Origin of the sequence: Variovorax atrisoli (genome assembly GCF_014195185.1) — a bacterium.
In the GTDB taxonomy this organism is placed as follows: domain Bacteria; phylum Pseudomonadota; class Gammaproteobacteria; order Burkholderiales; family Burkholderiaceae_C; genus Variovorax; species Variovorax atrisoli.
In genome coordinates this window covers 343,293-367,369 of sequence record NZ_JACIBG010000007.1, presented here as the reverse complement: position 1 = coordinate 367,369, position 24,077 = coordinate 343,293, and the positions used below count along the sequence as shown (strand labels likewise).

Genomic DNA, 24,077 nt, shown 5'->3' with positions numbered 1-24,077 from the left:
CCTCCCGATCAACCCGCCTTCATGGGCGCGGCCATGCCCTCGTGCACCGCGAAATACCGGCGCGCCAGTGCGACGAGCTCGTTCGTGCTCATGCGCTGCACCGTCTCCCAGCCGACGATCTGCCGTGCCACTTCGGGCCTGTGCTTGTCGACATAGTGGCGAAAGTCGGCCTGCGCCGTGTGGGAACCGGTAACGAGCACCTGCGCGACCCCCTTCATGGCGTCGCAGACCTCGCCGAAGAATTCGTGTTCGCTGCGCACGCTGCTGCCGTGCTGGCGCGTGTAGCGGGCGTGCTCCCTGACCTGCTGCGCGAGGACCTGGGACGCATCGAACTGGAAGACTTGCGCGGCGTGGTGATCGACCCAGGCGACGGCGTGGAAAAGGGACATGGCTCGGATCCGTTCAGAGAAGTGAAGAGGCGAGAAAGGAAGGGCAAGGCCCCGGGCGCTATGCCTCGATGAGGACCTTCAGCGCATGCGTCTCGGCCGCGCGAGAGAAGGTGTCGTAGGCATCGATGACCTGGTCCAGCCTGAAGCGGTGCGTGATCAGCCTCGACGGATCGACCTTGTTCGACTGCACCGTCTTCAGCAGCATCGGCGTCGAGACGGTGTCCACCAGCCGCGTGGTGATCGCGATGTTCTGCGACCACAGGCGCTCCAGGTGAAGATCGGCCGCATGGCCGTGGACGCCGATGTTCGCGATGGTCCCGCCGGGCGCCACGATGTCCTGGCACAGCACGAAGGTGGCCGGGATGCCCACGGCCTCGATGGACACGTCGACACCGCGTCCGCCGGTCAGCGCGAGCACCGACTCCGCCGTGTTGCCGCCGGTGCTGTTGACCGTGTGCGTCGCGCCGAAGCGGCGTGCAACCTCCAGCCTTCCCTCGTCGAGGTCCACGAGGATGATCTGCGAGGGCGAGTAGAACTGGGCCGTGAGCAGCGTGGCCAGGCCGATCGGGCCCGCGCCGACGATGGCCACTGTGCTACCCGGCGCCACCTTGCCGTTGAGCACGCCGCACTCGAAGCCGGTGGGCAGGATGTCGCTGAGCATCACCAGCGCTTCCTCGTCCACGCCCGGCGGCACGGGGTAGAGGCTGGTGTCGGCGTGCGGTATGCGCACGTACTCCGCCTGCGTGCCGTCGATGGTGTTGCCCAGTATCCAGCCGCCGGTGGCGCAATGCGAATACATCCCGCGGCGGCAGTTCTCGCACTTGCCGCACGAGGAGATGCACGAGATCAGCACGTGGTCGCCGGGGTGGAACGCGGTCACGCCGGCGCCCACGGTCTCGATCACGCCCACGCCCTCGTGGCCGAGGATGCGTCCCGGCGTGCAGCTGGGCACGTCGCCCTTGAGGATGTGCAGGTCGGTGCCGCAGATGGTGGTCTTGAGAATCCGGACGATGGCGTCGCCCGGCGCCTGGATCTCCGGCTTCGGGCGGTCTTCGAGCGACTTCAGGCCGGGGCCCTGGTAGACGAGTGCTTTCATGCCCCGCACGTTAGGCCCCCGAAGAGGCAGCTGCCTTGATCCAGCGCAAGGGGCTGCGGCTCGCGCGCCTTGACGCGGCCAGGCGGGCGGAGAGACTGCGTGCATGAACTCGTCGGCCGCGATCGTCGGACTCGCCGTGGCCCTGGGCGTCGGCCTCGTGATCGGCATCGAGCGCGAGCGCCGCAAGGGCGACGGCGACCGCCGCGCGGCGGCGGGGCTGCGCACCTTCGCCATCGTGGCGCTGACCGGCGCCGTCGCGCAGATCCTCCCCGTCCCGTCATTGGTGCCCATCGGAGGCGTGCTGGTCGCCGCGCTGGCGGCGGTGTCGCACTGGAAGAGCCGCTCGCTGGACCCGGGCATGACCACCGAGATCGCCCTCTTCGCGACCTACCTGGTCGGCGTGCTGAGCGTTCTCGAACCGGCGCTGGGTGCCGCCTGCGGAACGGGCCTGGCGCTGCTGCTGGCGGCGCGCCGAAGGTTGCACCGGTTCGCCACGCAGCTGCTGAGCGAGCAGGAGCTGCACGACGGCGTGCTGCTGGCGGCGCTCGCCCTGATCGCGCTGCCGCTCATCCCCTCGCGGCCCATCGAGGTGCTTGGTGGCATCAACCCCCGGCCGCTGGCCTCGATGGTGCTGCTGATCATGGCGATGCAGGCCGCCGGGCAGGCGGCCGTGCGTTGGCTCGGCGTGCGCGGCGGCCTGCTGGGTGCCGGCTTCGCGTCCGGCTTCGTCTCCAGCACCGCCACCGTGGCCTCGTTCGGCAACCGCGCGCGGGCGCAGCCGCTGCATACCGGGCTGCTGGCCGGCGCCGCGGCGCTGTCGGCGGTGGCGACCTGGGTGCTGGCGATCGCGATGACGAGCGCACTGTCACCGCAGGCGGGGGCCGCCCTGGTGCCCGTGGCGCTGGCCGGTGCGGCGGGCGCCGTGGCCGCCGGCCTGTTGCCGCTGCTGACGTCGCGCGACGCCGCGGCCGTCGAGCCGCCCGCCACGCAGCGCAGCGCGCTGCGTCCGCGCGAGGCTCTGGCCGTCGCGCTCGCGCTGGCGCTCGTCGCGCTGCTGGTGGGCTCGGCGCAGCGGCACTTCGGCGATGCAGGGCTGCAGGCCGGCATTGCGCTCGCGGCCCTGGTGGATGCGCACGCTCCCGTGGCTTCGCTCGCATCGCTGCACGCCGCCGGCACATTGACGACGGACCTCTTCATCCAGGGTGTGCTGGTGGCGGTGGGAACCAACACGCTCACGCGGTGCGCGGTGGCGCTCGGCGCGGGCGGCCGCGCCTACGCGCTGCGCGTGGGCGCGGCACTGGTGACCAGCCTGGGCTGCGCATGCATCGCGGCCGCCTGGCTGCGGGCCTGAACCCCATCGAGCCGCATCGAGACCCACCAAGCCGTCTCAAGCCGCAGCCACCGGCGCCGCACAGCCGCTGCACGCCGGCCGCGTGCGCACTTCCAGCACCGAGCCCTGCGCCGCCGAGCCCGATCGGTAGGCGGCTAGGCCCTTGAGCCCCAGCTGCCAGGCCTGCATGTAGAGCTCCTCGAAGTCCTCGTAGGCGCAGTCGACCGGCACATTGACCGTCTTCGAGATGGCGGCATCGATGTAGGGCGCCACCGCCGCCACCATGTCCACATGCGCCTTCGCGCTCATCTGCAGTGCGGTGACGAAGGCCGGCCCGAGCGCTGCGCGCTCGCCCCTGCGCTGGCGATACAGCCTCAGCGCGTGATCCTCGACCTCATACTCCCGCGTCCCGCCTTCGGGCAGGCGCTTGCGCCGCGTGCAGCTCCACGCGAAGGCCGGTTCGATGCCGTTGCTCGCGTTGTCCGCGAAGGCCAGGCTGATGGTGCCCGTGGGCGCGATCGACAGCAGGTGCGAGTTGCGCATACCCCAGGCGCGGATGCGCATCTTCATCGGCTCGGACAGGCGCGACGCGAAGGTGCCCCACCCGAGGTACGTGCCGGCATCGAAGAGCGGGAACGCCCCGCGCTCGCGGGCCAGCGCGCACGAAGCGGCGTAGGCCGCATCGCGCAGCGTGCGCGCGATGCGCTGTGCGGTGGCGCGGCCCTGCGGCTCGTCGTAGCGCAGGTTGAGCATGACCAGCGCATCCCCCAGCCCGGTGAAGCCCAGGCCGATGCGCCGCTTCAGCAGCGCCTCGCGACCCTGGCGCTCCAGCGGCCAGGCGGTGATGTCCAGCACGTTGTCGAGCATGCGCACGGCCAGCGCGGCGAGCCGGGAGAAGGCGTCGTCGTCGAAGCGCGCCCCCGGTTCGAAGGGGTCCCTCACGAAACGGGTCAGGTCGATCGACCCCAGGCAGCAACTGCCGTAAGGCGGCAGGGGCTGTTCGCCGCAGGGGTTCGCAGCGGCAAGCGTCTCGCAGCTGTAGAGGTTGTTGTCGGCATTGATGCGGTCCAGGAAGAGCACGCCCGGCTCGCCGTGTGCATGGGCCGAGCGCATGATGCGGTCCCACAATGCCTTCGCGGGGCGGCGGCCGTACACCCACAGCCCGTCCTCGCGCCGGTGCTGCTGCGCGCTGCGGATGCGCGGACCGGGCTCGGCCCGGTGCACCAGCTCGACCTCCCTGTCGTCCAGCACGGCCAGCATGAAGGCGTCGGTCAGCGCCACCGACAGGTTGAAGTTGCTCAGCTCGCCGTCGTCCTTCGCGCCGATGAAGGCCTCGATGTCGGGATGGTCGCAACGCAGCACGGCCATCTGCGCACCCCGTCGCGCTCCGGCCGATTCCACGGTCCGGCACGAACAATCGAAGACGCGCATGAACGGCACGGGTCCCGAGGCGCTGGAACGCGTGCCGGCCACCCAGGCCCCGTGCGGGCGGATGCGCGAGAAGTCGTAGCCCACGCCGCCACCCATGCGCATGGTCTCTGCGGCTTCCGCCAGCGCGATGTAGATGCCCGGATAGCCCTCGTCGTTGCCGATGATCGAATCGCCCACGGGCTGCACGAAGCAATTGATCAGGGTGGCAGCCAGCGTGGTGCCCGCCGCGGCCTGGATGCGCCCCGCGGGCAGGAAGCCGTCACGCAGTGCCTGCAGGAAGCGCGCCGCCCAGGTCTCCCGCTCACCGGGCTTCTCGGCCTGGGCCAGCGCCCGCGCCACCCGACGATGAATGTCGTCGATGCCGTGTTCGCCCTCCTGCGCGTACTTCTCCATCAGCACGTCGCGGCAGATCGGCTGCAGCGGCAGTTCGGGCGGGCTTGGGCTGTCGGCGGGGTAACTGGTCATGGCCATCGACGCACGGGTGGAGCACCCATGATGGACACGCATCCGGGAACCGCCTTGATCCATCGCAAGACCCCGGCCGCCTCGAACTCCTAGATTCAACCGGACAGCCACAACCAGGAGAAGAAGCACCATGCCAAGCCACTATCGCCTTGCCGACATCACGGTCCGGATTCCCTCAGGCACCACCGAGCCGGGACGCATCGCCCTGCTCCAGGAAGCGGGCATTCCCGTCAACCTGTCCGGCGAGGTCGCACGGGGCTTCCTGTACGAGCGGCAGCCGCGGAGGCTGGGTGCCGATTCGATCTGCCGCTGGTTCGACACCGGCGAAGTCGCGCCCGCGCACGGCATTCCGGGCATGCCCGCCATGTCCACCATGTCCTCATCCATGGGACCGGCCGCCGACCGTACGTCCGCCGCTCGCACAGCCTGAGCACCCGAGATGAGCACGCTGCGTTCGATCCTCGTCCATCTCGATGGCACCGACCGTGCCGAGGTGCGACTGCGCCTTGCGCACCGCCTCGCGGCACTGCACGGGTCCGCCTTGACCGCGCTTTTCGCGGTGTCGCCCTCGGTGCTGGCGGTACTGCCGATGATCGGCGGCCTGCCTCCGATGCCGATGGCCGGCGACATCGACCCCGACCACCGCGCCCATGCGGCCGCGATGTTCGAGCGCCTGCTGCAGGATCACGCCAGCCGCAGCGACTGGCTCGAACTGCGTGGCGAGCCGGTCGTCGAGAGCTTCGTCCAGCATGCGCTGACCAGCGACCTCATGGTGCTGGGACAGCGCGATCCGCGCGACAAGGCCGGCTTCGACGTCCCGGCCGATTTCGTCGAGGCGGTGGTGCTCGCCAGCGGCAAGCCGGCGCTGGTCGTCCCGTTCGCGGGCAGGGTGTCACCGAACCCGGGCAGGGTGCTGGTCGCATGGCGCTGCGCGCGCGAGGCGGCCCGTGCGCTGGAGACCGCGCTGCCCCTGCTGCGCTCGGCGCAGGAGGTCCACCTGGTGGCCCCGGTGAGCGCCTCGGATCCCGAACACGGCACGACGATGTCGAGGCTGCGCGACTACCTGCGGCTGCACGGCGTCGGGCAGCTGCGGGAACACAAGGCGCCGGCGGAGGACAGGCATGCCGGCGAGGCGCTGCTCTCGCTCGCGCAGGAGACCGGCGCGGGCCTGATCGTCATGGGCGCCTACGGCCACAGTACGGCACGCGAGCTCATGCTGGGCGGCGCCACGCGCACGGTGCTGGAGCGGGCCTCGGTTCCGGTCTGGATGGCGCACTGAGCGCTGCCTTGGGGCCTGTTCCGCCGGAACTCATCCAGCCTCCTTCCACATCCGGACCAGCGATTCGGGCACCTGCTCCTCGGGCACCTCGAAGACCACAGCCGGGACCGGGCCGTCGCCGCGCTCCCCTGCTCCAACGTCGTCGCCGTCGTTGTCGTCCTCGTCGAGGAATATCTCGACGCGGTAGCGGCGCCGGTCGGCACCCTGCACGCCGGGGCCGCTTTCGCAGCCGCGCTCCGCGGCCTCCCGCAGCATCTGCATCAGGCGCTGACTCGTGGCCCCGCCGTCGCCATCGAGCCCCACGCTGCGCGGCCGCGAGAGACCTGGCGTCCAGGCAAAACCGCCTTCGCGCGCAATGCACACGGCCCGGATGCGGCGCGCTGGCGGCAGATCGATCATGGCGCTGCGGCACTGCGGCCCCAAGACGCTGCGGCGAACGCCGCGACGAAGCGCGGCAGCTCCCCGAGCGGCAGACTGTCGATGCCGGCTGCGCGCGCACGACCCGCGCCACCGAACCGGCTGCACAGCGCGTGGGCGCCGTGCGGGCGCGCCTGCGGCGCGCGGACGCTGACGACGTAACCCTCGTCCCGCGCCACGAGCACCGCATGCGCGAGCCAGGGTTCGCTGCTCGCCAGCTCGTTGGCCAGGCAGCCCTGCACGCGACGGCTCCAGGGCGCATCGGGCAGCACGCGAACGCTGCCCTCCTCCCCCTGCCAGATCGGCGCGGTGCCCACGGCCCGGCGCAGGTCGGCCTGGCGCACCGCATCGATCTCGTCGACGATGCTCTCGTGCGCCAGCATGTCGCGCGGGTCGCGGTAGCGCAGCATCAGCGCGTAGAGCAGGCGCGGCGGGATGCGGACGTCGCGCTCATGCTCGCCGTAGGCGTTGTAGTTGATCAGCATGCCCAGCCGGTGCAGCCCCGCACAATCGCCGGGCTCGAAGCCGCCGTCGAGCGCCAGCTGGTCGGCCACGGCCGCCATGTTGTCGCCATAGATCCCCACCAGCGCCCAGGCGCGGCATGCGCCGCCCAGGTGCCGATCCACGAGCAGGCTGGTGCAGACCGCGCTCGTCTCGTCGATGTGCGCCTCGAGCTGCGGATGCCGCGGCACCTCGCCCGCGGCGTGGTGGTCGAAGTAGCGCACGCGTGCGCCCTCGCCGAGCAGCCGCAGCAGGTCGGCGCGGTTGCGCAGCATCGAGAGGTCGAACACGTTGACCTCGTCACCGGGCCCCGCCGAGACGCCGCCGAGCAGTGCAATGTCGCGCTTGAGGCCCGTCACCAGCCGGACGGTGCCTGGCCGGTGCAGCCGCCATTGCACGGCCGCGCAGAGGCCGTCGGCATCGCCGTTGCAGACATCGAACCTCGTGGCCATCGTCCGGCCCTGCCTCTGCCTGTCTCAGGCCCCAGTGCGCCAGGAGCCGTCGGGCTGGCGGCACGCGCTGCCGGCGATGCCGTCGGGACGGCCGCCGACCACGACTTCGAGGCGGAATTCGCGGCAGCGGGCGCCGCTGCGCTCGAAGCTGCGCGTGGGCGTGAACACGAAGCTGTCGCCGGTGTCGCGGTTGTGCCAGGCCGACGACTCGCCGTTGCCCAGGCTCTCCAGCGCGCTCGCCGCGCGGCGGCGGTCGCTGTCGTCCATCGCGCGGGCCGCCACGCTGCCGGGCACGAAAGAAGCGATCGAGCCGGTGAGCATGGCGCCGCCCGGCGCTGCGGCCGGAAAGCCGCCGCATGCGGCTACCAGGGCAGCAGCCGAGACAGCGACGGCGAGGGACATCGGAGGCGCCGGGCAACGCTTCATTCGCAGCTCCTCGGCGCCGGCGCTTTCAAGTGCGTTCAGGCGTAGGAACGCAGCCGGCGCGAAAAATCCGCCAATGGCGCGATGCCGCTGGCCTCGGCACGCTGGCACCAGTCCTGCAGCTGCCTGGCCAGCTGCTCGCCGGTGGCGGTGGAACGGCTCCACAGTGCAGCCAGCTCGTCGCGCATCGAATACATCGTAGTCAGCGCCTGCGAGGCCTTCAACGCCTGCAGCATCTGCCGGTGCCGCGAGGTTCCGAGCAGGCCCTGGTCCTTGCCCAGCCAGGGCTTGACGGCCTTCAGGGCGCGCGCGGCCTCGGGCGAGACGCCGCGCAGGCGGTCGCGCTCGGCCACGCAGGCCTTCTTCAGCGAGCGCGTGTAGTTCGACAGCACGTCGTAGTGGCAGCGGATGATCGCCTGCACCGTGGCCAGATCGACGTTCGCCTTGGGCGCGACCAGCCGCGGCGTGGGCGCCACATGCTTCACGCGGGCCAGGCCCAGCGCCTGCAGCGTGCGGATGTAGAGCCAGCCGATGTCGAACTCGAACCACCTGCTCGACAGCTTCGCCGAGGCTGGAAAGGCGTGGTGGTTGTTGTGGAGTTCCTCCCCGCCGATCAGGATGCCGATGGGAAAGATGTTCGTGCTGGCGTCGCGCGCCGGCCAGTTGCGGTAGCCCCAGTAGTGGCCGATGCCGTTGACCACGCCGGCCGCCCAGAACGGGATCCACGCAATCTGGGTGAGCAGCACCAGCGCGCCGGGCACGACGCCGAAGAGCGCCATGTCGACCACGCCCATCAGCACGATGCCCAGCGTCTTGTGCTTCGCGTAGACGTGCCGCTCCAGCCAGTCGTCAGGCGTGCCGTGGCCGTAGCGCTCCAGGGTCTCGGCGCGCCTGGCTTCGCGCACGTAATAGAAAACGCCGCCCCAGAGCACGCGGTTGAGCCCGTGCACCTGCGGGCTGTGCGGGTCTTCCGGGGTCTCGCACTTGGCGTGGTGCTTGCGGTGCACCGCAGCCCACTCCTTGGTCGCCATGCCGGTGGTCAACCAGAGCCAGAAGCGGAAGAAGTGGCTCGCCACGGGGTGCAGATCGAGCGCGCGGTGGGCCTGGTGGCGGTGCAGGAATATGGTGACGGAAGCGATGGTGACGTGCGTGAGCGCGAGCGCGGCCAGCAGCACGCCCCACCACGGAAGATCCAGCACGCCGGAATGGAGCAGGGATTGCATTCGTACCTCTTGAACAGTGCCGGCGATTCTGCGTACTGCGGGGGCGCGCACCTTGATGCACGTCAACACGCATCGTCCGGTTTCGCGTTCAGCGAGATCACCCGCCGGAACTTGCCGCTGCGGCCGCATTGCGTGCTCTCCCCCGCGCGGCACTCGATGCGCACGCCCTTCGCGCCCTGCGTCTCGAGGAAAGCCGCGAGCGCCGCGCGCGCCTTGCGCAGGGTCCGCTGCATCTTCTGTCCCTGCCCGCGGGTTTTCAGCAGCAGCTCGCGCGGCCCCTGCTGCACCAGCTGGAAGTCGAAAAGTCCCGCCTCCTCCTCGAGGACGGTGCTCACCGCCAGCGGAACCACCCTCACCGGCGGCATGCCGACACCGGCCGCGAGGCACAGGGTGTCGTCGTCGCGCCCATGGACCTCGATGACCGGAAGATGCGATCCGCACCCGCAGGGCGCATCGAGCAGCCTGACCCTGTCGCCCAGGTCGTAGCGGATCACCGGTTGCAGGTGGTTGGCCAGGTTGGTCAGCAGGGTCGTGGTTCCGGCATGGCCGGCCGGCACCGCCCGGCCCTGGGCATCGACCGGCTCCAGGATCGCCCAGTCGCTGTTCAGGTGCAGCACGCCCAGCGAACATTCGAACGCCAGCGACAGAAACTCCGAGGCGCCATAACTGTTGGCGACCGGGCAGGCGAACGCCTCCTTCAGGAAGACGCGTCCGGCTGCAGAGAGCGTTTCCCCGCCGGTCCATATCTCGCGCGGCGCTGCCTTGAGCCGGCCAGCCTCCCGCTCCTGCGCGAGCACGATGGCGGCGCTCGGATAGGTGGCCAGCACCGTGGGATCGAAGGCATCGAGCTCGTCGCAGAGCCTGTCCAGCGGCTGCAGGAATGAAATGCCGCGCAGGCGGGACGCGAGGCCGGGCTGCAGGCGGCGCAGCCGCTCGACCGATACCGTGCTCGCGAAATGCCCGCCGGTCGCTCCCACGAAGGCGATGCGCTCCCCAAGGCTCCACGGATCGAGCAGCCGCTCGAAGGGCCGAAGCAGCGGTCGGCGCAACGCCTCCAGCGCGTCGTACACGGCCATCGCACGCGCGTCCTGCACGAAGATCGCGGGCTCGCCGGTGCTGCCGGAGCTTTCCCATGCCGTGTAGGGGCCCAGGCAGTCGGCCGCGATGTTCGCCGGTTCGGCGAGGAAGCGTCGCAGCGCCGGCAGCGACAACGCCGGGTCGCAGACCCAGCCTGCGAAGTCGCCCATCAGTTCCGCCTTGCGGGCCACCGGCAGCTCCTCCAGGCGCGCAGTGGCCGGATCGCAGCCGGCCAGCAGGCGCCGGTAGCGTGGCGAATGGGCCGCCGCCGCGGCGAGCAGCTCCGCCAGCCGCTGCGACCGCATCGCGGCGAGCGAGCTCGCAGCCGCATTCGTGGCCATCGATACCTCGGCCGCAACCACACAGGCCCGCCACGGATCAAAGATCGGCGGCATCGGGCGCGGCTCCGGGCGAACGGGTATCCATGGCGGGTTCCTCGGCCATGGAGCTTGCGCCCATGCCGGCGCGACGGGTTGACGTGCATCAAGCCGGCAGGTCGCGGCGGCCCGCACGATGGCATGTCCCGTCACTGCCGCGCCGTCTTCAATGCCATGACCATCCGTCATCTGGACCGCCTGCTGTCGCCGACCTCCGTCGCCGTGTTCGGTGCCTCGAACCGGCCCGCCAGCGTTGGCGCCACGGTATGGCGCAACCTGCGCGCCGGCGGCTTCAAGGGCGCGGTGCACGGGGTGAATCCGAAACATGCCTCGCTCGACGGGGTGCCCGTCTTCCCCGACGCGGCGCACCTGCCTGCCGCGCCCGACCTGGCGGTGATCTGCACGCCACCGGCCATGGTCGCGCCGCTGGTCGCCGAACTCGGCGCACTGGGCACCCACGCGGCGGTGATCATCACGGCCGGCCTGGAGCCGCGGCAAAAGCAGGCCGCGCTGGAGGCGGCGCGCCCCTTCACCCTGCGCCTGCTGGGGCCCAACTGCCTCGGCCTGCTCAGTCCGCACATCGGCCTGAACGCCAGCTTCGCGCACACCGACGCGCTGGCGGGCGACGTGGCCTTCGTCTCGCAGTCAGGTGCACTGGTCACGGCCGTGCTCGACTGGACCCGCAGCCGCGGCGTGGGCCTGTCGCACATGGTCTCGCTGGGCGAACACTGCGACGTCGACTTCGGCGACCTGCTCGACCACCTGGCCAGCGATGCGCACACCCGCTCGATCCTGCTGTACGTGGAATCCATCGAGTCGCCGCGCAAGTTCATGTCCGCCGCGCGCGCGGCCGCGCGCAACAAGCCGGTGATCGTGCTCAAGGCCGGGCGCGCCGGCCACGGCATTGCCGCCGCCACCTCGCACACGGGCGCACTGGCGGGATCGGACGCGGTCTACGACGCAGCGCTGCGGCGCGCCGGAATGCTGCGCGTCGACACGCTGCAGGAGCTCTTTTTAGCCGCAGAGACTCTGTCGCGCTTCCGGGGCAATGGCCACGGCAGGCTCACGGTCATGACCAACGGCGGGGGCGCCGGCGTGATGGCCGCCGACGCGGCGGCGCGCGAGGGCGTGGTGCTGGCCGACCCGGGCTCCGCGCTGCTCGCCCGCCTCGACGCAGCGTTGCCGGCGAACTGGTCCCGCGCCAACCCCATCGACATCATCGGCGACGCACCCGCCGAGCGCTATGCCGAGACGCTCGGCGCACTGCTGGCCGACACGTCGGCCGGGGCGGTGCTGTTCATGCATGCACCCACGGCCATCGTGCGCAGCGAGGACATCGCGCGCGCCTGCCTGCCGCTGGTGCGCGGCCAGGCCTCGCGCGTGATGAGCGCCTGGCTCGGCGACGCTGCGGTGACCCAGGCGCGCAGGCTCTTCGAGGAGGCCGGCGTGGCCGACTACGCCTCGCCCGAAGAAGCGGTGCATGCCTTTGCGATGCTGCAGACCTATCGGCGCAACCAGGAGATCCTGATGGAGACGCCGGGCGCCGCCCATGGCGCCGCGCCCGATGCCGATGCGGTGCGCACCACGCTGGACGCGGCGCTGGCCGAGCAGCGCGAATGGCTCGGCGAACAGGAGGCCAAGTCGCTGCTGCAGGCCTACGGCATCGAGACGGTGCCCACCGTCGCCGTTGCGCCGACGGCCGAGGCGGCGGTCGAGGCCGGCAAGGGGCTGGGATACCCGTTGGCGTTGAAGATCCTCTCGCGCGACATCACGCACAAGACGGACGTCGGTGGCGTGCGGCTGGGCCTGCGCGACGAAGCCGCGCTGCGCAGCGCAGCCGGTGAAATGCTCGAAGCGGTGAGGAACGCCCGGCCGCTGGCGCAGATCGACGGCTTCACCGTGCAGCACTCGCTGCACCGCCCGCACGCCCAGGAAATCATCGTCGGCGCCAGCATCGACCCTGTCTTCGGTCCCGTGATCCTGTTCGGCCAAGGCGGCACCGCGGTGGAGGCCGCCGCCGACACGGCCATCGCGCTGCCCCCGCTGAACCGCGCCCTTGCCGCGGAACTGGTGTCGCGTACCCGCGTGGCGCGCCTGCTGGCCGGCTTTCGCGACCATCCGCCGGCTCGCCTCGATGCGCTCCACGACGTGCTCGTCGCCGTCTCGCGCATGCTGGCCGATCTGCCGCGGCTGGCGGAGCTGGACATCAATCCGCTGTGGGTCGACGAGCATGGTGCGGTGGCGCTCGACGCGCGCATGCGGCTGTCGCGTACGCCGCAGCACGGCACCGCGCGCTTCGCGATCCTGCCCTACCCCGACCAGTGGGTGCGGACGCAGACCTGGAACGGGCGCGAAATCGTGGTGCGGCCGATCAGGCCGGAGGACGAGCCGCAGCACCGGCGCTTTCTGGAGTCGCTGGACGCGGAGGACATGCGGATGCGCTTCTTCTCGGTGCGCAAGGAAATGCCGCGCAGCGAGCTCGCGCGATTGACGCAGATCGACTACGACCGGGAGATGGCCTTCATCGCCGAGGACGTCGATGCGCAAGGCCATGCCCGCACGCTCGGCGTGGCGCGCACGGTGTGCGATCCCGACAACGTCGAGGCCGAGTTCGCGCTCGTCGTGCGCTCCGAGCTCAAGGGCCAGGGGCTGGGCAAGGTGCTGTTCGAGCGGCTGATCGAGCACGCGCGCAGCCGCGGCACCCTGCGGCTGGTGGGCATCGTGCTGCGCGAGAACACCCGGATGCTGAAGCTCACGGCCGCGCTGGGCTTCAAGGCCGATCCGGCCGAGCCGCCTTCGTCGGGCCTGCGTCGGATGGTGCTGCAACTGAGGGCTTGAGCAGGGTGGTCGCGCTCGGGGGCGCGAAGCCGTAGAAGCGGTCGTTCAGATAGCGGGCGACCTCCATGATGTCCTGGTCGCGCCAGCCCAGCGAGGAGGCCTGCTGCCAGCGCCGCACCTGCTCCTCGAGGCTGTCCCAGTCGTTGACCAGCTTCCTGCCGCGCCAATGCATCTTCTCGTTGTGGCAGGCGACGCAGTTGGCGTTGTAGAGCAGCTCGCCCCGGGATTGGGCTGGGGCGGGGCTGACATGCAGGCCCAGGCAGAGCGACAGGGCGAGCGCGGCCGCGGCACCGCACCCCGACATGCGGCCAGTCTTGCAGGCGATGGGAATCGGGCGCATGGAACTCTCCTTCGAGCGGTGTTGAACGTCGGCCTCGCATCCTCTCGCGTCGACAGCCGGCGCGCTTGATCCAGCGCAACGGAAATCCCGCCGCGCGCGCCTAGATTGAAGTTCCCTCAACCCACTCATGGAGTAAGCGCATGAACACCGCACTGTCCCGCCTGGACCGTATCGAGAACCTCTTTCCCGACATGCTGCGCCGCTGGGCGCGTCCGCTGCAGCTGATCGACGAGGCCGAACTACCGGCCGACATCCGGCTCGACATCAGCGAGAACGACAAGGAATACCTCGTCACCGCCGAGATCCCCGGCGCGAAGAAGGAAGACGTGCGCGTCTCCATCGACGGCAGCTACGTCTCGATCTCGGCCGAGGTCAGGAAGGACGAGGAAAAGAAGCAAGGCCGCTCCATCGTCCGGGAGACCTATCGCGGCAGCATGTCGCGCGGCTTCTCGCTGGCCAGCGAAGTCGACGACAAGACCGCCGTGGCCAAGCTCGAGGACGGCGTGCTGCACTTGACGCTGCCCAAGCGCGAAGGCACGGCCCGCACCACGCTGAAGATCCAGTAGCGACCGCGCCCTGGTGCCGCCGGCAGCGGGCTCCCCGCGCGGGCCGCCCCGCCTTCGAAGGAGAAAGGGAGCGAAGGAGCCCGCATGCTGAGCGCCTACATCACCCACGCGGACTGCACGCGCCACGACATGGGCGCGGGCCATCCGGAATGCCCCGAGCGGCTTGCCGCGATCCACGACCGATTGCTGATCTCGGGGCTGCTGGACTACATGGTCCCTCACGACGCCCCGCTTGCCACGGCCGCCCAGCTGGCGCGCGCGCACACGATGTCGTACGTGCGCGAACTAACGGCGATGGCGCCCACCGAGGGTCACCGCTTCGTCGACCCCGACACCATGATGAGCCCGCACACCCTGCAGGCCGCGCTGCGCGCCGCCGGGGCGGCAGTGCTCGCCACCGATCTGGTCCTGGCGGGCGAAGCGCCCACGGCCTTCTGCAACGTGCGTCCGCCCGGCCATCACGCCACGCGCGGCGCCGCCATGGGTTTCTGCTTCTTCAACAACGTGGCGGTGGGCATGCGCCACGCGCTCGATGCGCACGGCTTGAAGCGCGTGGCCCTGATCGACTTCGACGTGCACCACGGCAACGGCAGCGCCGACATCTTCCGCGACGACGAGCGCGTGCTCATGTGCTCCATCTTCGAGCAGGGCCTCTATCCGTTCTCGGGCGAGGACGACAACAGCCTGCGGATGGTGAACATCGGCCTGCCCCCGCGCTCGGGCGGCGATGCGTTCAGGGCGGCCGTCACGCAGCACTGGCTGCCCGCCCTCGACGCCTTCGCCCCCGAGCTCATCTACGTTTCTGCAGGCTTCGACGGGCACCGGGAGGACGACATGGGCAATCTCGGCCTGGTGGAAAACGACTACGCCTGGGTCACCCGCAGGATCATGGAGACGGCGCGGCACCACTGCGGCGGGCGGGTCGTGTCGTGCCTGGAGGGCGGCTACGCGCTGAGCGCCCTGGCGCGCAGCGCGGCCGCGCACGTCAAGGTGCTGATCGGCGCCGACTGATCGGACGGATCGGACGGAGCGGGCGACCTGGACACCGGCACCGAGGGCCGCGAGGCCCGGCGACGGGGCCCGGACTCAATGCCCGCTGGGCCCGTGCGCCCCGATGCCGGTTTCCGAGCGCACCTGCTGCGCGAGGAAGCCGCCGCGGTCGACCTGCGCGCGCGCGCTGCGGTCGAGCACCGAGAAAAGCCAGATGCCCGCAAAGGCGATGCTCATCGAGAACAGGCACGGCGAGGTGTACGGAAACAGCGAGGAGCCGGCCGGATGACCGAACGTGGCCTCCCACACCGAGGGCGACACCACGGTGAGGGCCACCGACGACACCAGCCCGAGGAACCCGCCGATCACCGCCCCGCGCGTGGTGCAGCCCTTCCAGAGCACCGACATGAAGAGGACGGGGAAATTGGCCGAGGCCGCGATGGCGAAGGCCAGCGACACCATGAAGGCGATGTTCTGCTTCTCGAACACGATCCCCAGCAGCACCGCCAGCGCGCCCAGCGCCAGCGTGGTGATCTTGGAGACTCGCAGCTCCGCCGCGCTGCCCGCGTCGCCTTTCCTGATGACGATGGCGTACAGGTCGTGAGAGACGGCCGATGCGCCCGAAAGCGTGAGGCCCGCCACCACGGCCAGGATCGTGGCGAAGGCCACCGCCGAGATGAAGCCGAGGAACACGTTGCCGCCCACTGCGCTCGCCAGGTGGATCGCAGCCATGTTGCCGCCGCCCTTGAGCGCGCCCTTCGCATCGAGGAAGTCGGGGTTCGTCAGGACGAAGGTGATGGCGCCGAAGCCGATGATGAAGGTCAGCAGGTAGAAGTAGCCGATCCATCCGGTCGCCCACATGACCGACTTGCGCGCCTCCTTCGCGCTGGGCACGGTGAAGAAGCGCATCAGGATGTGGGGCAGCCCGGCCGTGCCGAACATGAGCGCCATGCCGAAGGAGATGGCCGAGACCGGGTCCTTCACGAAATTGCCCGGCCCCATGATCGACTGGCCGATGCTCGCAGCCACCTCGGCGGCCTTGCCGTCCTTCAGCGCCAGGTCGGTCTTGACCTTGACCGCGCCCGCGAACATCGCCTCGGGGCTGAAGCCGAAGTGCCAGAGCACCGAGATCGCCATGAAGCTCGCGCCGCCCAGCAGCAGGCCGGCCTTGATGATCTGCACCCAGGTCGTGGCGGTCATGCCCCCGAAGAGCACGTAGACCATCATGAGCGAGCCCACGATGACGACCGCCACCCAGTACTCGAGGCCGAACAGCAGCTTGATCAGCTGCCCGGCGCCCACCATCTGCGCGATCAGGTAGAACGCGACCACCACCAGCGTGCCGGAGGCCGCGAAGATGCGGATCGGCGTCTGCTCGAAGCGGAACGCCGCGACGTCGGCGAAGGTGAACTTGCCGAGGTTGCGCAGGCGCTCCGCCATCAGGAAGGTGATGACCGGCCAGCCCACGAGGAAGCCGATGGAGTAGATCAGCCCGTCGTAGCCGGAGGCCATCACCGCGGCCGAGATGCCGAGGAACGACGCCGCGGACATGTAGTCGCCCGCGATGGCAAGGCCGTTCTGGAAGCCCGTGATGCCGCCGCCGGCCGTGTAGAAGTCGGCCGCGGAACGGGTGCGCGCAGCGGCCCACTTGGTGATGAAGAGGGTTGCCACCACGAAAAGGCCGAACATGCCGATGGCGGTCCAGTTGGTGGCCTGCTTCTGCAGCTGGCCGAGGTCGGCGCCGGCCGCGTGGGCTGCTGCGCCAACCGTCGACAGCACGCACAGGAGCGCGGCAAAGCGCGCGCGCAGGATGCTTGCGGAACGTGCGTTCATGGCTTGTTCCCCTTCACGGCCTCGACGACGGCATCGGAGAGCGCGTCGAACTCGGCGTTGGCGCGGCGGACGTAGTAGCCGGTGATCGCCACGGTGAAGACGATCACGCCGAACCCGATGGGCATGCCCAGGGTCATGACGCCGTCGCCGATGCGCCGCGCCAGGAAGTCCTTGTCGAAGGCTACCAGCAGCACGAAGCCGTAGTAGGCGACGAGCATCAGCGCCGCGAGGGTCCAGCCGAAGCGGTCGCGCCGGCGCTTGAGCTGCTGGTACTTGGGATCGGCCGCGATGCGCGCAGCCAGTTCGTCTTTCATGGCGTCTCCTTGTTGGCGATGGGCGCATTAGGAACGTCCGCATCGGCGCGAGGCTTGCGCTGGCGCAAGCTTTTCCCGCTGGGTGCCGGCAAAGATCTCGCACCCATCCAAGGACACGAGACATGAACGCTCCCGATCTCCAGCCCCGCCTGCCCACCTATGCGCCGCCGCCGGCCCTTGCGCGCAATGCCCATGTCGCGGGCCGCGCCGCCTACGATGCACTGGTGGCCGAAGCGCAAGCCGATTACGAGGGCTACTGGGCCCGCCTGGCACGCGAATTCGTCGCGTGGAAGACGCCTTTCACCAAGGTGCTGGACAGCAGCGACGCACCGCACTACCGGTGGTTCGAGGACGGCACGCTCAACGTCTCGTGGAACTGCCTGGACCGCCAGGTCACCAGTGGCCGGGGCGACAAGGTGGCGATCGTCTTCGAGTCGGACGACGGCCAGGTCACCCGCACGACCTACGCTCAGCTGCTGGCGCAGACCTGCCGCATGGCCAACGCGTTGAAGTCGCTCGGGGTGGGCAAGGGCGACCGAGTCGTCATCTACATGCCGATGTCGGTCGAAGGCGTCGTGGCGATGCAGGCCTGCGCACGGCTGGGCGCGGTGCATTCGGTGGTGTTCGGCGGCTTCTCCGCGCATGCGCTGCGCGACCGGGTCGCGGACACCGGCGCCACGGTGATCGTCACCGCCGACCAGCAGGTCCGCGGGGGCAAGCGGCTGCCGCTGAAGGCGCTGGTCGACGAGGCCCTCGCGCTCGGCGGCTGCGAGGCGGTGCGCTCGGTCATCGTCCATCGGCGCACCGGCGAACCCATCGACTGGACGCCGCGCGACGTCTGGATGCACGAACTCACCCAGACCCGCAGCGACATCTGCGAGCCCGCGTGGGTCGGTGCCGAGCACCCGCTTTTCCTGCTGTACACCTCGGGCTCGACCGGCAAGCCCAAGGGCGTGCAGCACTGCAGCGGCGGCTACCTGCTGCATGCGGCGCTCACCACGACGTGGACCTTCGACATGCACGACGACGACGTGTTCTGGTGCACGGCCGACATCGGCTGGGTCACGGGCCACACCTACATCGCCTACGGCCCGCTGGCCGTCGGTGCGACGCAGGTGGTGTTCGAGGGCGTGCCCACCTATCCCGACGCGGGGCGCTTCTGGCAGATGATCGAACGGCACCGCGTCACGGTGTTCTACACGGCCCCCACCGCCATCCGCTCGCTCATCAAGGCGGCCGAGGGCGACCCGGCCGTGCACCCCGATCGTCATGACCTCGGCAGCCTGCGCGTGCTGGGCTCGGTCGGCGAGCCGATCAACCCGGCTGCCTGGGAGTGGTACCGCCAGCACGTGGGCGGCGGGCGCTGCCCGGTGCTCGACACCTGGTGGCAGACCGAGACCGGCGGCCACATGATCACGCCGTTGCCCGGCGCCACCGATCTCGTGCCGGGCTCGTGCACCCTGCCCTTCCCGGGCATCGAGGCCGCCATCGTCGACGAGACCGGCAACGATGTGCCCGATGGCGAGAGCGGCCTGCTGGTCATCAAGAAACCCTGGCCGAGCATGATCCGCGCGGTGTGGGGCGACGACGCGCGCTACCGGTCGAGCTACTTTCCACCGGAGCTGCGCGGCTGCTACCTGGCTGGCGACGGCGCCGCGCGCGACAGGCTCACGCGCTACTTCACCATCGGCGGGCGCATCGACGACGTGCTCAACGTCAGTGGCCACCGCATGGGCACGATGGAGATCGAATCGGCGCTCGTGGCCTGTACGGCGCTGGTGGCCGAAGCCGCGGTGGTCGGCCGGCCCGACGAGACCACGGGCGAGGCGATCTGCGCGTTCGTGGTGCTCAAGCAGCCGCGCCCCGCCGGCAAGGAGGCGGACCGGCTGGCCGCAGAACTGCGCGCGTGGATCGGCAAGGAGATCGGCCCCATCGCCAAGCCCCGGGAGATCCGATTCGCCGAGAACCTGCCCAAGACGCGCAGCGGCAAGATCATGCGGCGCCTGCTGCGCTCGGTCGCCAGGGGCGAGGCGATCGCACAGGACGTGTCGACGCTGGAGAACCCGGCGATCCTCGATCAGCTGACCGAGACGCACTGACCCGCGCGGATGGCGGCGGACCGCTATCCGCCCGCCGGGTGCCGGTGCGCGGGAAGCGCGTTCACCGGGATGCGCAGGTACGCGACGCCGTTGTCGTCGGCAGGCGGCAAGCGACCGCCGCGCACGTTCACCTGGATCGAAGGCAGGATCAGCGTGGGCACGTCCAGCGTCGCGTCGCGCGCGGTGCGCATCGCCACGAACTCGTCGGCGCCGATGCCGTCGCGCACGTGGATGTTGTGCGCGCGCTGCTGCGCCACGGTGGTCTGCCAGCCGGGTTGCCTCGATGCCGGCGGGTAGTCGTGGCAGACGTACATGACCGTCTCGGGCGGCAGCTCCAGCAGCCTGCGCATCGACGCGTAGAGCTGGCGGGCGTCGCCGCCGGGGAAGTCGGCGCGTGCGCTGCCGAGGTCGGGCATGAAGAGCGTGTCGCCGACGAACACGGCGCCATCGACCAGGTAGGCCATGTCCGCGGGCGTGTGGCCCGGCACCAGCCAGGCGGTGACCTCGACCTCGCCGATGCGGAAGACCTCGCCGTCCTTGAAGAGGTGGTCGAACTGGCTGCCGTCGGGCAGGAAGGCGCGCTCGAAGTTGAAGAGCTTGCCGAAGGTCGCCTGGACGAGGCGGATGTTCTCGCCGATGGCGATCTTTCCGCCTGCATGCTGCTGGACATGGCGCGCGCCGGAAAGGTGGTCGGCGTGCGCGTGTGTTTCCAGGATCCACTCGAGCTGCAGCGCGTGCTCGCGCAGGTAGGCCAGCAGCCTGTCGGCCGAGGCGGTGCCGGTGTGGCCCGACCTGAAGTCGTAGTCGAGCACCGGATCGATGACCGCGGCATGCCTTCCCGCGTGTTCCCACACGGCGTAGGACACGGTGCCTGTGGCGGGATCGAAAAAACCCTGGATGGTTGTGCGTGCGGTCATGGCGGTTCCCGAGACAAACAATATATATTTAAATATAATATTCAAATCGAAAACGTCAACCCGTCCCGTGAAGAAATCCATCCTCGCCATCGATCCCGAAGTGCTGCGCGGCGCCGCCGGCAAGGCAGTCGCGGCGCTCAAGCTGCTGGCCAACGAAGACCGACTGCTGCTGCTGTGCCAGCTCTCGCAGGGCGAGATGTGCGTGAGCGACCTCGAGGAAACGCTCGGCATCCACCAGCCCACGCTGTCGCAGCAGCTGGGCGTGCTGCGCAACGAAGGCGTGGTCGACACCCGCCGCGAAGGCAAGAACATCTTCTACAGCGTGGCCGATCCTGCGCTCATGGAGATCCTGCGCGTGCTCTATCGCCTCTACTGCCCCCCGGAGAAATGATGTCCATCGACTGGAACCACTTCACGCCCCTCGCCTCGCTGGCAGGCGGCGCACTCATCGGCATCGCGGCGGCGATGTTCGTACTGCTCAACGGGCGCATCGCAGGCATCAGCGGCGTGCTGGGAGGCCTGCTCAGGCCCTCGAAGGGCGACATCGGCTGGCGTGCCGCCTTCGTACTCGGGCTCGTGGGCGCGCCATCGGTCTATTTGCTCTTCACGTCGCTGCCCCACCCGCAGATCGACGCCGGCTACGGCACGCTGGTGCTGGCCGGCCTGCTCGTCGGACTGGGCACGCGCTACGGCTCCGGCTGCACCAGCGGCCACGGGGTCTGCGGCCTCTCCCGTCTGTCGCCGCGCTCGCTGGTGGCCACGGGCGCGTTCATGGGCGCGGGCTTCGCCACGGTGTTCGTGGTGCGCCACTTGCTCGGCATCTGAGGAGAACGCCATGACCCTTTTCGTCTCGTTGCTTGCAGGCCTGGTCTTTGGGCTCGGCCTCATCGTTTCGGGCATGGCCGATCCGGCCAAGGTGCTCGGCTTCCTGGACCTGGCCGGACGGTGGGATCCATCCCTTGCCTTCGTGATGGCGGGCGCGATCGGCATCGCATCGATCGCATTCCTCGCCGCCAGGCGGCGCAGCGTGTCGCTGCTGGGCGCGGCGATGCGCCTGCCGTCCGCGCGCGAGATCGACCGTCGCCTGGTCCTGGGCAGCCTGGTCTTCGGGGTGGGCTGGGGCATCGCCGGCTTCTGCCCCGGTCCGGGCCTCGTCGCCCTGGGCATGGGCGAATCCAAGGCCTTCGTCTTCGTGCTCGCGATGCTCGCGGGCATGGGCCTCTTCGAACTCATCGAGCACCGCCCGCCACGGGCCTGACACTATCCTGGAGCTGTCTGCTCGCCTGCGGCCGCATGCACCAGCAGCACGGGAACGCCGGTGTCGCGCACGATCCGCTCGGTGCTGCTTCCCAGCAGCAGCTGCCCGAGGCCTCGCCGGCCTCGCGTGCCGGCAATGATCAGGTCGGCGTGCCATCCCCGTGCCTCGTCCGCGACGAGGCTGGCCACGGTGCCGTCCGCTTCGTTGTAGAGCACGGTGTCGACCTCGACGCCGGCGGAACGCACGCGCTCGGCGCTGCGCGCAAGCATGCGCGCGGCTTCGGCGCGCAGCTCGGGCGATCGGTCATGGGCGAAGCCGGCCCGTGAAACCGAGAGGTCGTCGATGGCGTGGAGCAGCCGCACCCGGCTTCTCATCGGCCGGGCAAGGCGGATCGCCTCCTCGATGCCCTGGGCCGATGCCGGGCTGCCGTCTATGGGAACGAGTATTCGTCGGTACACGGTGGCTCCTTGCCGGACAGGGCTGCGTCAGCAGCCCCAGTGCCTGCACGCTCTTCAACCATCCATTCTGGGCATCGCCGCGGCCTTCGGATTGACATGCATCAACCGCGGATCTTGCCGTCCACCACCTGGATGATGCGGTCGCAGCGCCCAGCCAGCTCGGGGTTGTGCGTAACGAAGAGAACCGCCATGCCGCGCTCGCGGTTGGCCTTGCGCAGCAATTCGAAGACGGCATCCGCCGACTTCGTGTCGAGGTTGCCCGTGGGCTCGTCCGCGAGCAGCAGCGGCGGATCCATCGCCAGGGAGCGCGCCACGGCCACTCGCTGCTGTTGGCCGCCGCTGAGCTGGGTGACCATGCTGTCGCGCCATTTCGCCAGGCCCACGCTCTCAAGCAGCGCGGACGCGCGCTGCGCCATGTCGTCCCTGAAGAAGCCGGCATCGCCGAGCATCGGCATCGCCACGTTCTCCAACGCGGTGAAGCCGGCGAGCAGGTTGTGGTACTGGAAGATGAAGCCGATGCTGTGTCCGCGCAGCCGCGTCAGCGCGCGCTCGTCGAGCAGACGGGTCTCCCGGCCGCCGATGCACAGCGACCCGCTGGTCGGCCGGTCGAGCAGCCCGACGATGTTCAGCAGCGTGCTCTTGCCCGAACCCGAGGGGCCCATGACCGCGCAGAACTCGCCGCGTGCCAGCGTGAGATCGATGCCGTGGAGCACCTGCGTCTCGTTCGGCAGCCCCAGGTTGAAGGCCTTGCGCACGTCGCGCAGGCTGACGACCGGTTCAGCCACGGATCGCCACCACGGGGTCGAGCCGCGCCGCGCGCAGCGCCGGCGCGAACGCCGCCGCCAGCCCTGTCAGCGTGGCCAGCAGCAGCGACGCCACGAACAGGCCCGGCTCGATGGCCAGCGGAAAGAGCGGCGTGCCGTCGGGGTTGAGTGCGTAGCGCTGCCACAGCAACAGCGCCATCAGCCCCATGCCGGCGCCACCCAGCGAACCGAGCAGCCCCAGCAGCCCGCCTTGCAGCAGGAACACCCGCAGCACCTGGCCGCGGGAGATGCCCATCGCGCGCAGGATGCCGATCTCCCGCGACTTCTGCACGACCGACACCACCAGCACGCTGGCGATGCCGAAGGCCACCGACAGCCCCACGAAGAAGCGGATGGTGGTGTTGGAGGTCTTCTGCGCCTGCACCGCAGTGAAGAACTGGGCGTTGGTGGCGATCCAGCTGTCGGCCTCGACGCCGGTGGCCGCGGTGATGCGCTGTGCGATGACATCGGCGGCGTAGATGTCCTTGACCTTCACCTCGAGGCTGGAGACGCCGCCCACGAGGCCCAGCAGGCTCTGCGCCGTGCGCAGCGCAACGAAGGTGGTGCGCTGGTTGGCGGGCTTGCTGCCCAGGTCGAACAGGCCAGTCACCATGAGCGTCTGGTCGCCGCCGCTGGCCGACGACACCCGCAGCTTGTCGCCGACGCCCACGCCCAGGTCGCTCGCGAGGTCGGTGCCGATCAGGATATCGCCCGGCGTGAGGCGCGTGCTGCCGCGCACGATCTTCTCGGGCAACGCCACGATCAGGAAGTAGAGCGCCGGATCGATGCCGTTGACCGAGACCGCGCGGCTCGCCTCGCCGCGGATCGCGAGCGCGGAACCGCTCGCGGTGGGCGCGACCACCTCCACGTCCGGCATCGCCCGAACCTGCGCCGCGACCGACTGCCACTGGTCGATCGACTTGAGTCTTTGCAGCGGTGCCTGCACCACCGCGTCTTCGAGCGCGCTGCCCGCGCCGAGCCGACGCGCCACCTCCTTCGGCGGCAGCAGCTGGATCTGCGACTGCGCCGTGAGCACGCGGCGCACGAAGTTGGACTGCAGCCCGGTGAGCAGCGCCGACATGAACACGATCACGGCCACGCCGATCGCGATGCCGGCCACGATGAACAGCGTCTGCATCCGCCCTTCGCGCAGGAAGCGGAGCGCCACGATCCATTCGAAGGGCAGCCAGCGGCTCTTCAT

The 24,077-nt window shown here is 70.0% G+C and carries 25 protein-coding genes; 10 read left to right on the top strand and 15 right to left on the bottom strand.

All coding sequences use genetic code 11. The features are described 5' to 3' along the window. Positions 1-8: 8 nt before the first annotated feature. Together FHY06_RS24815 and FHY06_RS24810 are read right to left on the bottom strand one after the other, a co-directional pair. The gene (locus FHY06_RS24815) at positions 9-389 is read right to left on the bottom strand and encodes a hypothetical protein (protein ID WP_145760001.1); all 381 of its coding nucleotides are present in this window, start codon (positions 387-389) and stop codon (positions 9-11) included. 58 nt (positions 390-447) lie between these two features. Then, positions 448-1,485, bottom strand: a complete 1,038-nt coding sequence (locus FHY06_RS24810) for a zinc-dependent alcohol dehydrogenase family protein (RefSeq protein WP_184606624.1) — start codon at positions 1,483-1,485, stop codon at positions 448-450. Positions 1,486-1,588: 103 nt separating this feature from the next. On the opposite strand from FHY06_RS24810, the gene FHY06_RS24805 reads away from it, so the two are divergent. Further along, complete coding sequence (locus tag FHY06_RS24805) at positions 1,589-2,836, top strand: MgtC/SapB family protein (protein WP_184606623.1); 1,248 nt, start codon at positions 1,589-1,591, stop codon at positions 2,834-2,836. A gap of 36 nt (positions 2,837-2,872) precedes the next feature. On the opposite strand, the gene FHY06_RS24800 is transcribed toward FHY06_RS24805, so the two are convergent. Continuing rightward, a complete protein-coding gene (locus tag FHY06_RS24800; RefSeq protein WP_184606622.1) occupies positions 2,873-4,717 on the bottom strand; it encodes an adenosylcobalamin-dependent ribonucleoside-diphosphate reductase in 1,845 nt (614 codons plus the stop codon). A 124-nt stretch (positions 4,718-4,841) separates the two neighbouring features. On the opposite strand from FHY06_RS24800, the gene FHY06_RS24795 reads away from it, so the two are divergent. After that, a complete protein-coding gene (locus tag FHY06_RS24795) occupies positions 4,842-5,141 on the top strand; it encodes a hypothetical protein (RefSeq protein ID WP_019657347.1) in 300 nt (99 codons plus the stop codon). A 9-nt stretch (positions 5,142-5,150) separates the two neighbouring features. Further along, positions 5,151-5,990, top strand: a complete 840-nt coding sequence (locus FHY06_RS24790; RefSeq protein WP_184606621.1) for a universal stress protein — start codon at positions 5,151-5,153, stop codon at positions 5,988-5,990. A 30-nt stretch (positions 5,991-6,020) separates the two neighbouring features. Here FHY06_RS24790 and FHY06_RS24785 read toward each other — a convergent pair whose 3' ends face one another. From FHY06_RS24785 to FHY06_RS24765, 5 genes are all read right to left on the bottom strand, one after another. After that, complete coding sequence (locus tag FHY06_RS24785; protein WP_184606620.1) at positions 6,021-6,389, bottom strand: protealysin inhibitor emfourin; 369 nt, start codon at positions 6,387-6,389, stop codon at positions 6,021-6,023. After that, positions 6,386-7,360, bottom strand: a complete 975-nt coding sequence (locus FHY06_RS24780) for a hypothetical protein (protein WP_145759998.1) — start codon at positions 7,358-7,360, stop codon at positions 6,386-6,388. Before FHY06_RS24780 ends, FHY06_RS24785 begins: the two co-directional genes overlap by 4 nt. A 24-nt stretch (positions 7,361-7,384) precedes the next feature. Continuing rightward, positions 7,385-7,762 (bottom strand): RT0821/Lpp0805 family surface protein, encoded by a 378-nt coding sequence (locus tag FHY06_RS24775; RefSeq protein WP_145759997.1) that lies wholly within the window; start codon positions 7,760-7,762, stop codon positions 7,385-7,387. Positions 7,763-7,821: 59 nt separating this feature from the next. Next, positions 7,822-9,006 (bottom strand): DesA family fatty acid desaturase, encoded by a 1,185-nt coding sequence (locus FHY06_RS24770; RefSeq protein ID WP_184606619.1) that lies wholly within the window; start codon positions 9,004-9,006, stop codon positions 7,822-7,824. A gap of 62 nt (positions 9,007-9,068) precedes the next feature. Beyond that, entirely contained in the window at positions 9,069-10,424 is a 1,356-nt protein-coding gene (locus tag FHY06_RS24765) for a phenylacetate--CoA ligase family protein (protein WP_184606618.1), read from the bottom strand. Between the two features lie 210 nt (positions 10,425-10,634). On the opposite strand from FHY06_RS24765, the gene FHY06_RS24760 reads away from it, so the two are divergent. Continuing rightward, positions 10,635-13,298 (top strand): bifunctional acetate--CoA ligase family protein/GNAT family N-acetyltransferase, encoded by a 2,664-nt coding sequence (locus tag FHY06_RS24760; protein WP_184606716.1) that lies wholly within the window; start codon positions 10,635-10,637, stop codon positions 13,296-13,298. Here FHY06_RS24760 and FHY06_RS24755 read toward each other — a convergent pair. Further along, entirely contained in the window at positions 13,231-13,638 is a 408-nt protein-coding gene (locus FHY06_RS24755) for a c-type cytochrome (RefSeq protein WP_020723314.1), read from the bottom strand. The two genes, FHY06_RS24760 and FHY06_RS24755, sit on opposite strands and share 68 nt — an antisense overlap. A gap of 140 nt (positions 13,639-13,778) precedes the next feature. Between FHY06_RS24755 and FHY06_RS24750 the strand changes: the two genes are divergently transcribed. Together FHY06_RS24750 and FHY06_RS24745 are read left to right on the top strand one after the other, a co-directional pair. After that, positions 13,779-14,204, top strand: a complete 426-nt coding sequence (locus tag FHY06_RS24750) for an Hsp20/alpha crystallin family protein (protein ID WP_019657355.1) — start codon at positions 13,779-13,781, stop codon at positions 14,202-14,204. A gap of 84 nt (positions 14,205-14,288) precedes the next feature. After that, complete coding sequence (locus tag FHY06_RS24745; RefSeq protein ID WP_184606617.1) at positions 14,289-15,215, top strand: histone deacetylase family protein; 927 nt, start codon at positions 14,289-14,291, stop codon at positions 15,213-15,215. Between the two features lie 75 nt (positions 15,216-15,290). Here the strand turns inward: FHY06_RS24745 and FHY06_RS24740 are convergent, their stop codons facing one another. Together FHY06_RS24740 and FHY06_RS24735 are read right to left on the bottom strand one after the other, a co-directional pair. Further along, positions 15,291-17,027 carry a cation acetate symporter gene (locus FHY06_RS24740; protein WP_184606616.1) on the bottom strand — a complete coding sequence of 579 codons (1,737 nt, stop codon included), beginning with the start codon at positions 17,025-17,027 and terminating at the stop codon, positions 15,291-15,293. Beyond that, positions 17,024-17,341: a DUF485 domain-containing protein gene (locus FHY06_RS24735; RefSeq protein ID WP_019657358.1), complete on the bottom strand. Its 318-nt coding sequence runs from the start codon at positions 17,339-17,341 to the stop codon at positions 17,024-17,026. The genes FHY06_RS24740 and FHY06_RS24735 overlap by 4 nt, the downstream gene beginning before the upstream one ends. 122 nt (positions 17,342-17,463) lie before the next feature. Between FHY06_RS24735 and acs the strand changes: the two genes are divergently transcribed. Next, positions 17,464-19,440, top strand: coding sequence for an acetate--CoA ligase (gene acs, locus FHY06_RS24730; protein WP_184606615.1), 1,977 nt, complete (start codon positions 17,464-17,466; stop codon positions 19,438-19,440). Between the two features lie 23 nt (positions 19,441-19,463). On the opposite strand, the gene FHY06_RS24725 is transcribed toward acs, so the two are convergent. After that, positions 19,464-20,357: an MBL fold metallo-hydrolase gene (locus tag FHY06_RS24725; protein WP_184606614.1), complete on the bottom strand. Its 894-nt coding sequence runs from the start codon at positions 20,355-20,357 to the stop codon at positions 19,464-19,466. A 67-nt stretch (positions 20,358-20,424) separates the two neighbouring features. Here FHY06_RS24725 and FHY06_RS24720 point away from each other — a divergent pair, with 67 nt between their 5' ends. From FHY06_RS24720 to FHY06_RS24710, 3 genes are read left to right on the top strand one after another with little or no spacing between them, the layout of a single operon-like run. Next, positions 20,425-20,748: an ArsR/SmtB family transcription factor gene (locus FHY06_RS24720; RefSeq protein WP_019657361.1), complete on the top strand. Its 324-nt coding sequence runs from the start codon at positions 20,425-20,427 to the stop codon at positions 20,746-20,748. Beyond that, on the top strand, positions 20,748-21,182 hold the full coding sequence (locus tag FHY06_RS24715; RefSeq protein WP_020723315.1) for a YeeE/YedE family protein: 435 nt from the start codon (positions 20,748-20,750) through the stop codon (positions 21,180-21,182). Before FHY06_RS24720 ends, FHY06_RS24715 begins: the two co-directional genes overlap by 1 nt. A gap of 10 nt (positions 21,183-21,192) precedes the next feature. Then, positions 21,193-21,615 carry a YeeE/YedE family protein gene (locus FHY06_RS24710; RefSeq protein WP_132752787.1) on the top strand — a complete coding sequence of 141 codons (423 nt, stop codon included), beginning with the start codon at positions 21,193-21,195 and terminating at the stop codon, positions 21,613-21,615. A gap of 2 nt (positions 21,616-21,617) precedes the next feature. On the opposite strand, the gene FHY06_RS24705 is transcribed toward FHY06_RS24710, so the two are convergent. The 3 genes from FHY06_RS24705 to FHY06_RS24695 all read right to left on the bottom strand — a co-directional run bounded on the left by FHY06_RS24705 (position 21,618) and on the right by FHY06_RS24695 (position 24,077). Next, positions 21,618-22,073 (bottom strand): universal stress protein, encoded by a 456-nt coding sequence (locus tag FHY06_RS24705; protein WP_132752788.1) that lies wholly within the window; start codon positions 22,071-22,073, stop codon positions 21,618-21,620. Between the two features lie 101 nt (positions 22,074-22,174). Next, positions 22,175-22,858 carry an ABC transporter ATP-binding protein gene (locus tag FHY06_RS24700; protein ID WP_132752789.1) on the bottom strand — a complete coding sequence of 228 codons (684 nt, stop codon included), beginning with the start codon at positions 22,856-22,858 and terminating at the stop codon, positions 22,175-22,177. Then, positions 22,851-24,077 (bottom strand): ABC transporter permease, encoded by a 1,227-nt coding sequence (locus tag FHY06_RS24695; protein WP_184606613.1) that lies wholly within the window; start codon positions 24,075-24,077, stop codon positions 22,851-22,853. The genes FHY06_RS24700 and FHY06_RS24695 overlap by 8 nt, the downstream gene beginning before the upstream one ends.

What these genes read in the sequence shown, in the direction of transcription:
- FHY06_RS24740 (WP_184606616.1), bottom strand. Translation starts at nt 17,027, where the DNA reads ATGAACGCACGTTCCGCAAGCATCCTGCGCGCGCGCTTTGCCGCGCTC.
- FHY06_RS24790 (WP_184606621.1), top strand. Translation starts at nt 5,151, where the DNA reads ATGAGCACGCTGCGTTCGATCCTCGTCCATCTCGATGGCACCGACCGT.
- FHY06_RS24765 (WP_184606618.1), bottom strand. Translation starts at nt 10,424, where the DNA reads ATGGCCACGAATGCGGCTGCGAGCTCGCTCGCCGCGATGCGGTCGCAG.
- FHY06_RS24715 (WP_020723315.1), top strand. Translation starts at nt 20,748, where the DNA reads ATGTCCATCGACTGGAACCACTTCACGCCCCTCGCCTCGCTGGCAGGC.
- FHY06_RS24785 (WP_184606620.1), bottom strand. Translation starts at nt 6,389, where the DNA reads ATGATCGATCTGCCGCCAGCGCGCCGCATCCGGGCCGTGTGCATTGCG.
- FHY06_RS24710 (WP_132752787.1), top strand. Translation starts at nt 21,193, where the DNA reads ATGACCCTTTTCGTCTCGTTGCTTGCAGGCCTGGTCTTTGGGCTCGGC.
- FHY06_RS24760 (WP_184606716.1), top strand. Translation starts at nt 10,635, where the DNA reads ATGACCATCCGTCATCTGGACCGCCTGCTGTCGCCGACCTCCGTCGCC.
- FHY06_RS24725 (WP_184606614.1), bottom strand. Translation starts at nt 20,357, where the DNA reads ATGACCGCACGCACAACCATCCAGGGTTTTTTCGATCCCGCCACAGGC.
- FHY06_RS24775 (WP_145759997.1), bottom strand. Translation starts at nt 7,762, where the DNA reads ATGTCCCTCGCCGTCGCTGTCTCGGCTGCTGCCCTGGTAGCCGCATGC.
- FHY06_RS24750 (WP_019657355.1), top strand. Translation starts at nt 13,779, where the DNA reads ATGAACACCGCACTGTCCCGCCTGGACCGTATCGAGAACCTCTTTCCC.
- FHY06_RS24735 (WP_019657358.1), bottom strand. Translation starts at nt 17,341, where the DNA reads ATGAAAGACGAACTGGCTGCGCGCATCGCGGCCGATCCCAAGTACCAG.
- FHY06_RS24810 (WP_184606624.1), bottom strand. Translation starts at nt 1,485, where the DNA reads ATGAAAGCACTCGTCTACCAGGGCCCCGGCCTGAAGTCGCTCGAAGAC.
- FHY06_RS24770 (WP_184606619.1), bottom strand. Translation starts at nt 9,006, where the DNA reads ATGCAATCCCTGCTCCATTCCGGCGTGCTGGATCTTCCGTGGTGGGGC.
- FHY06_RS24795 (WP_019657347.1), top strand. Translation starts at nt 4,842, where the DNA reads ATGCCAAGCCACTATCGCCTTGCCGACATCACGGTCCGGATTCCCTCA.
- acs (WP_184606615.1), top strand. Translation starts at nt 17,464, where the DNA reads ATGAACGCTCCCGATCTCCAGCCCCGCCTGCCCACCTATGCGCCGCCG.
- FHY06_RS24805 (WP_184606623.1), top strand. Translation starts at nt 1,589, where the DNA reads ATGAACTCGTCGGCCGCGATCGTCGGACTCGCCGTGGCCCTGGGCGTC.
- FHY06_RS24695 (WP_184606613.1), bottom strand. Translation starts at nt 24,077, where the DNA reads ATGAAGAGCCGCTGGCTGCCCTTCGAATGGATCGTGGCGCTCCGCTTC.
- FHY06_RS24800 (WP_184606622.1), bottom strand. Translation starts at nt 4,717, where the DNA reads ATGGCCATGACCAGTTACCCCGCCGACAGCCCAAGCCCGCCCGAACTG.
- FHY06_RS24745 (WP_184606617.1), top strand. Translation starts at nt 14,289, where the DNA reads ATGCTGAGCGCCTACATCACCCACGCGGACTGCACGCGCCACGACATG.
- FHY06_RS24815 (WP_145760001.1), bottom strand. Translation starts at nt 389, where the DNA reads ATGTCCCTTTTCCACGCCGTCGCCTGGGTCGATCACCACGCCGCGCAA.
- FHY06_RS24780 (WP_145759998.1), bottom strand. Translation starts at nt 7,360, where the DNA reads ATGGCCACGAGGTTCGATGTCTGCAACGGCGATGCCGACGGCCTCTGC.
- FHY06_RS24755 (WP_020723314.1), bottom strand. Translation starts at nt 13,638, where the DNA reads ATGCGCCCGATTCCCATCGCCTGCAAGACTGGCCGCATGTCGGGGTGC.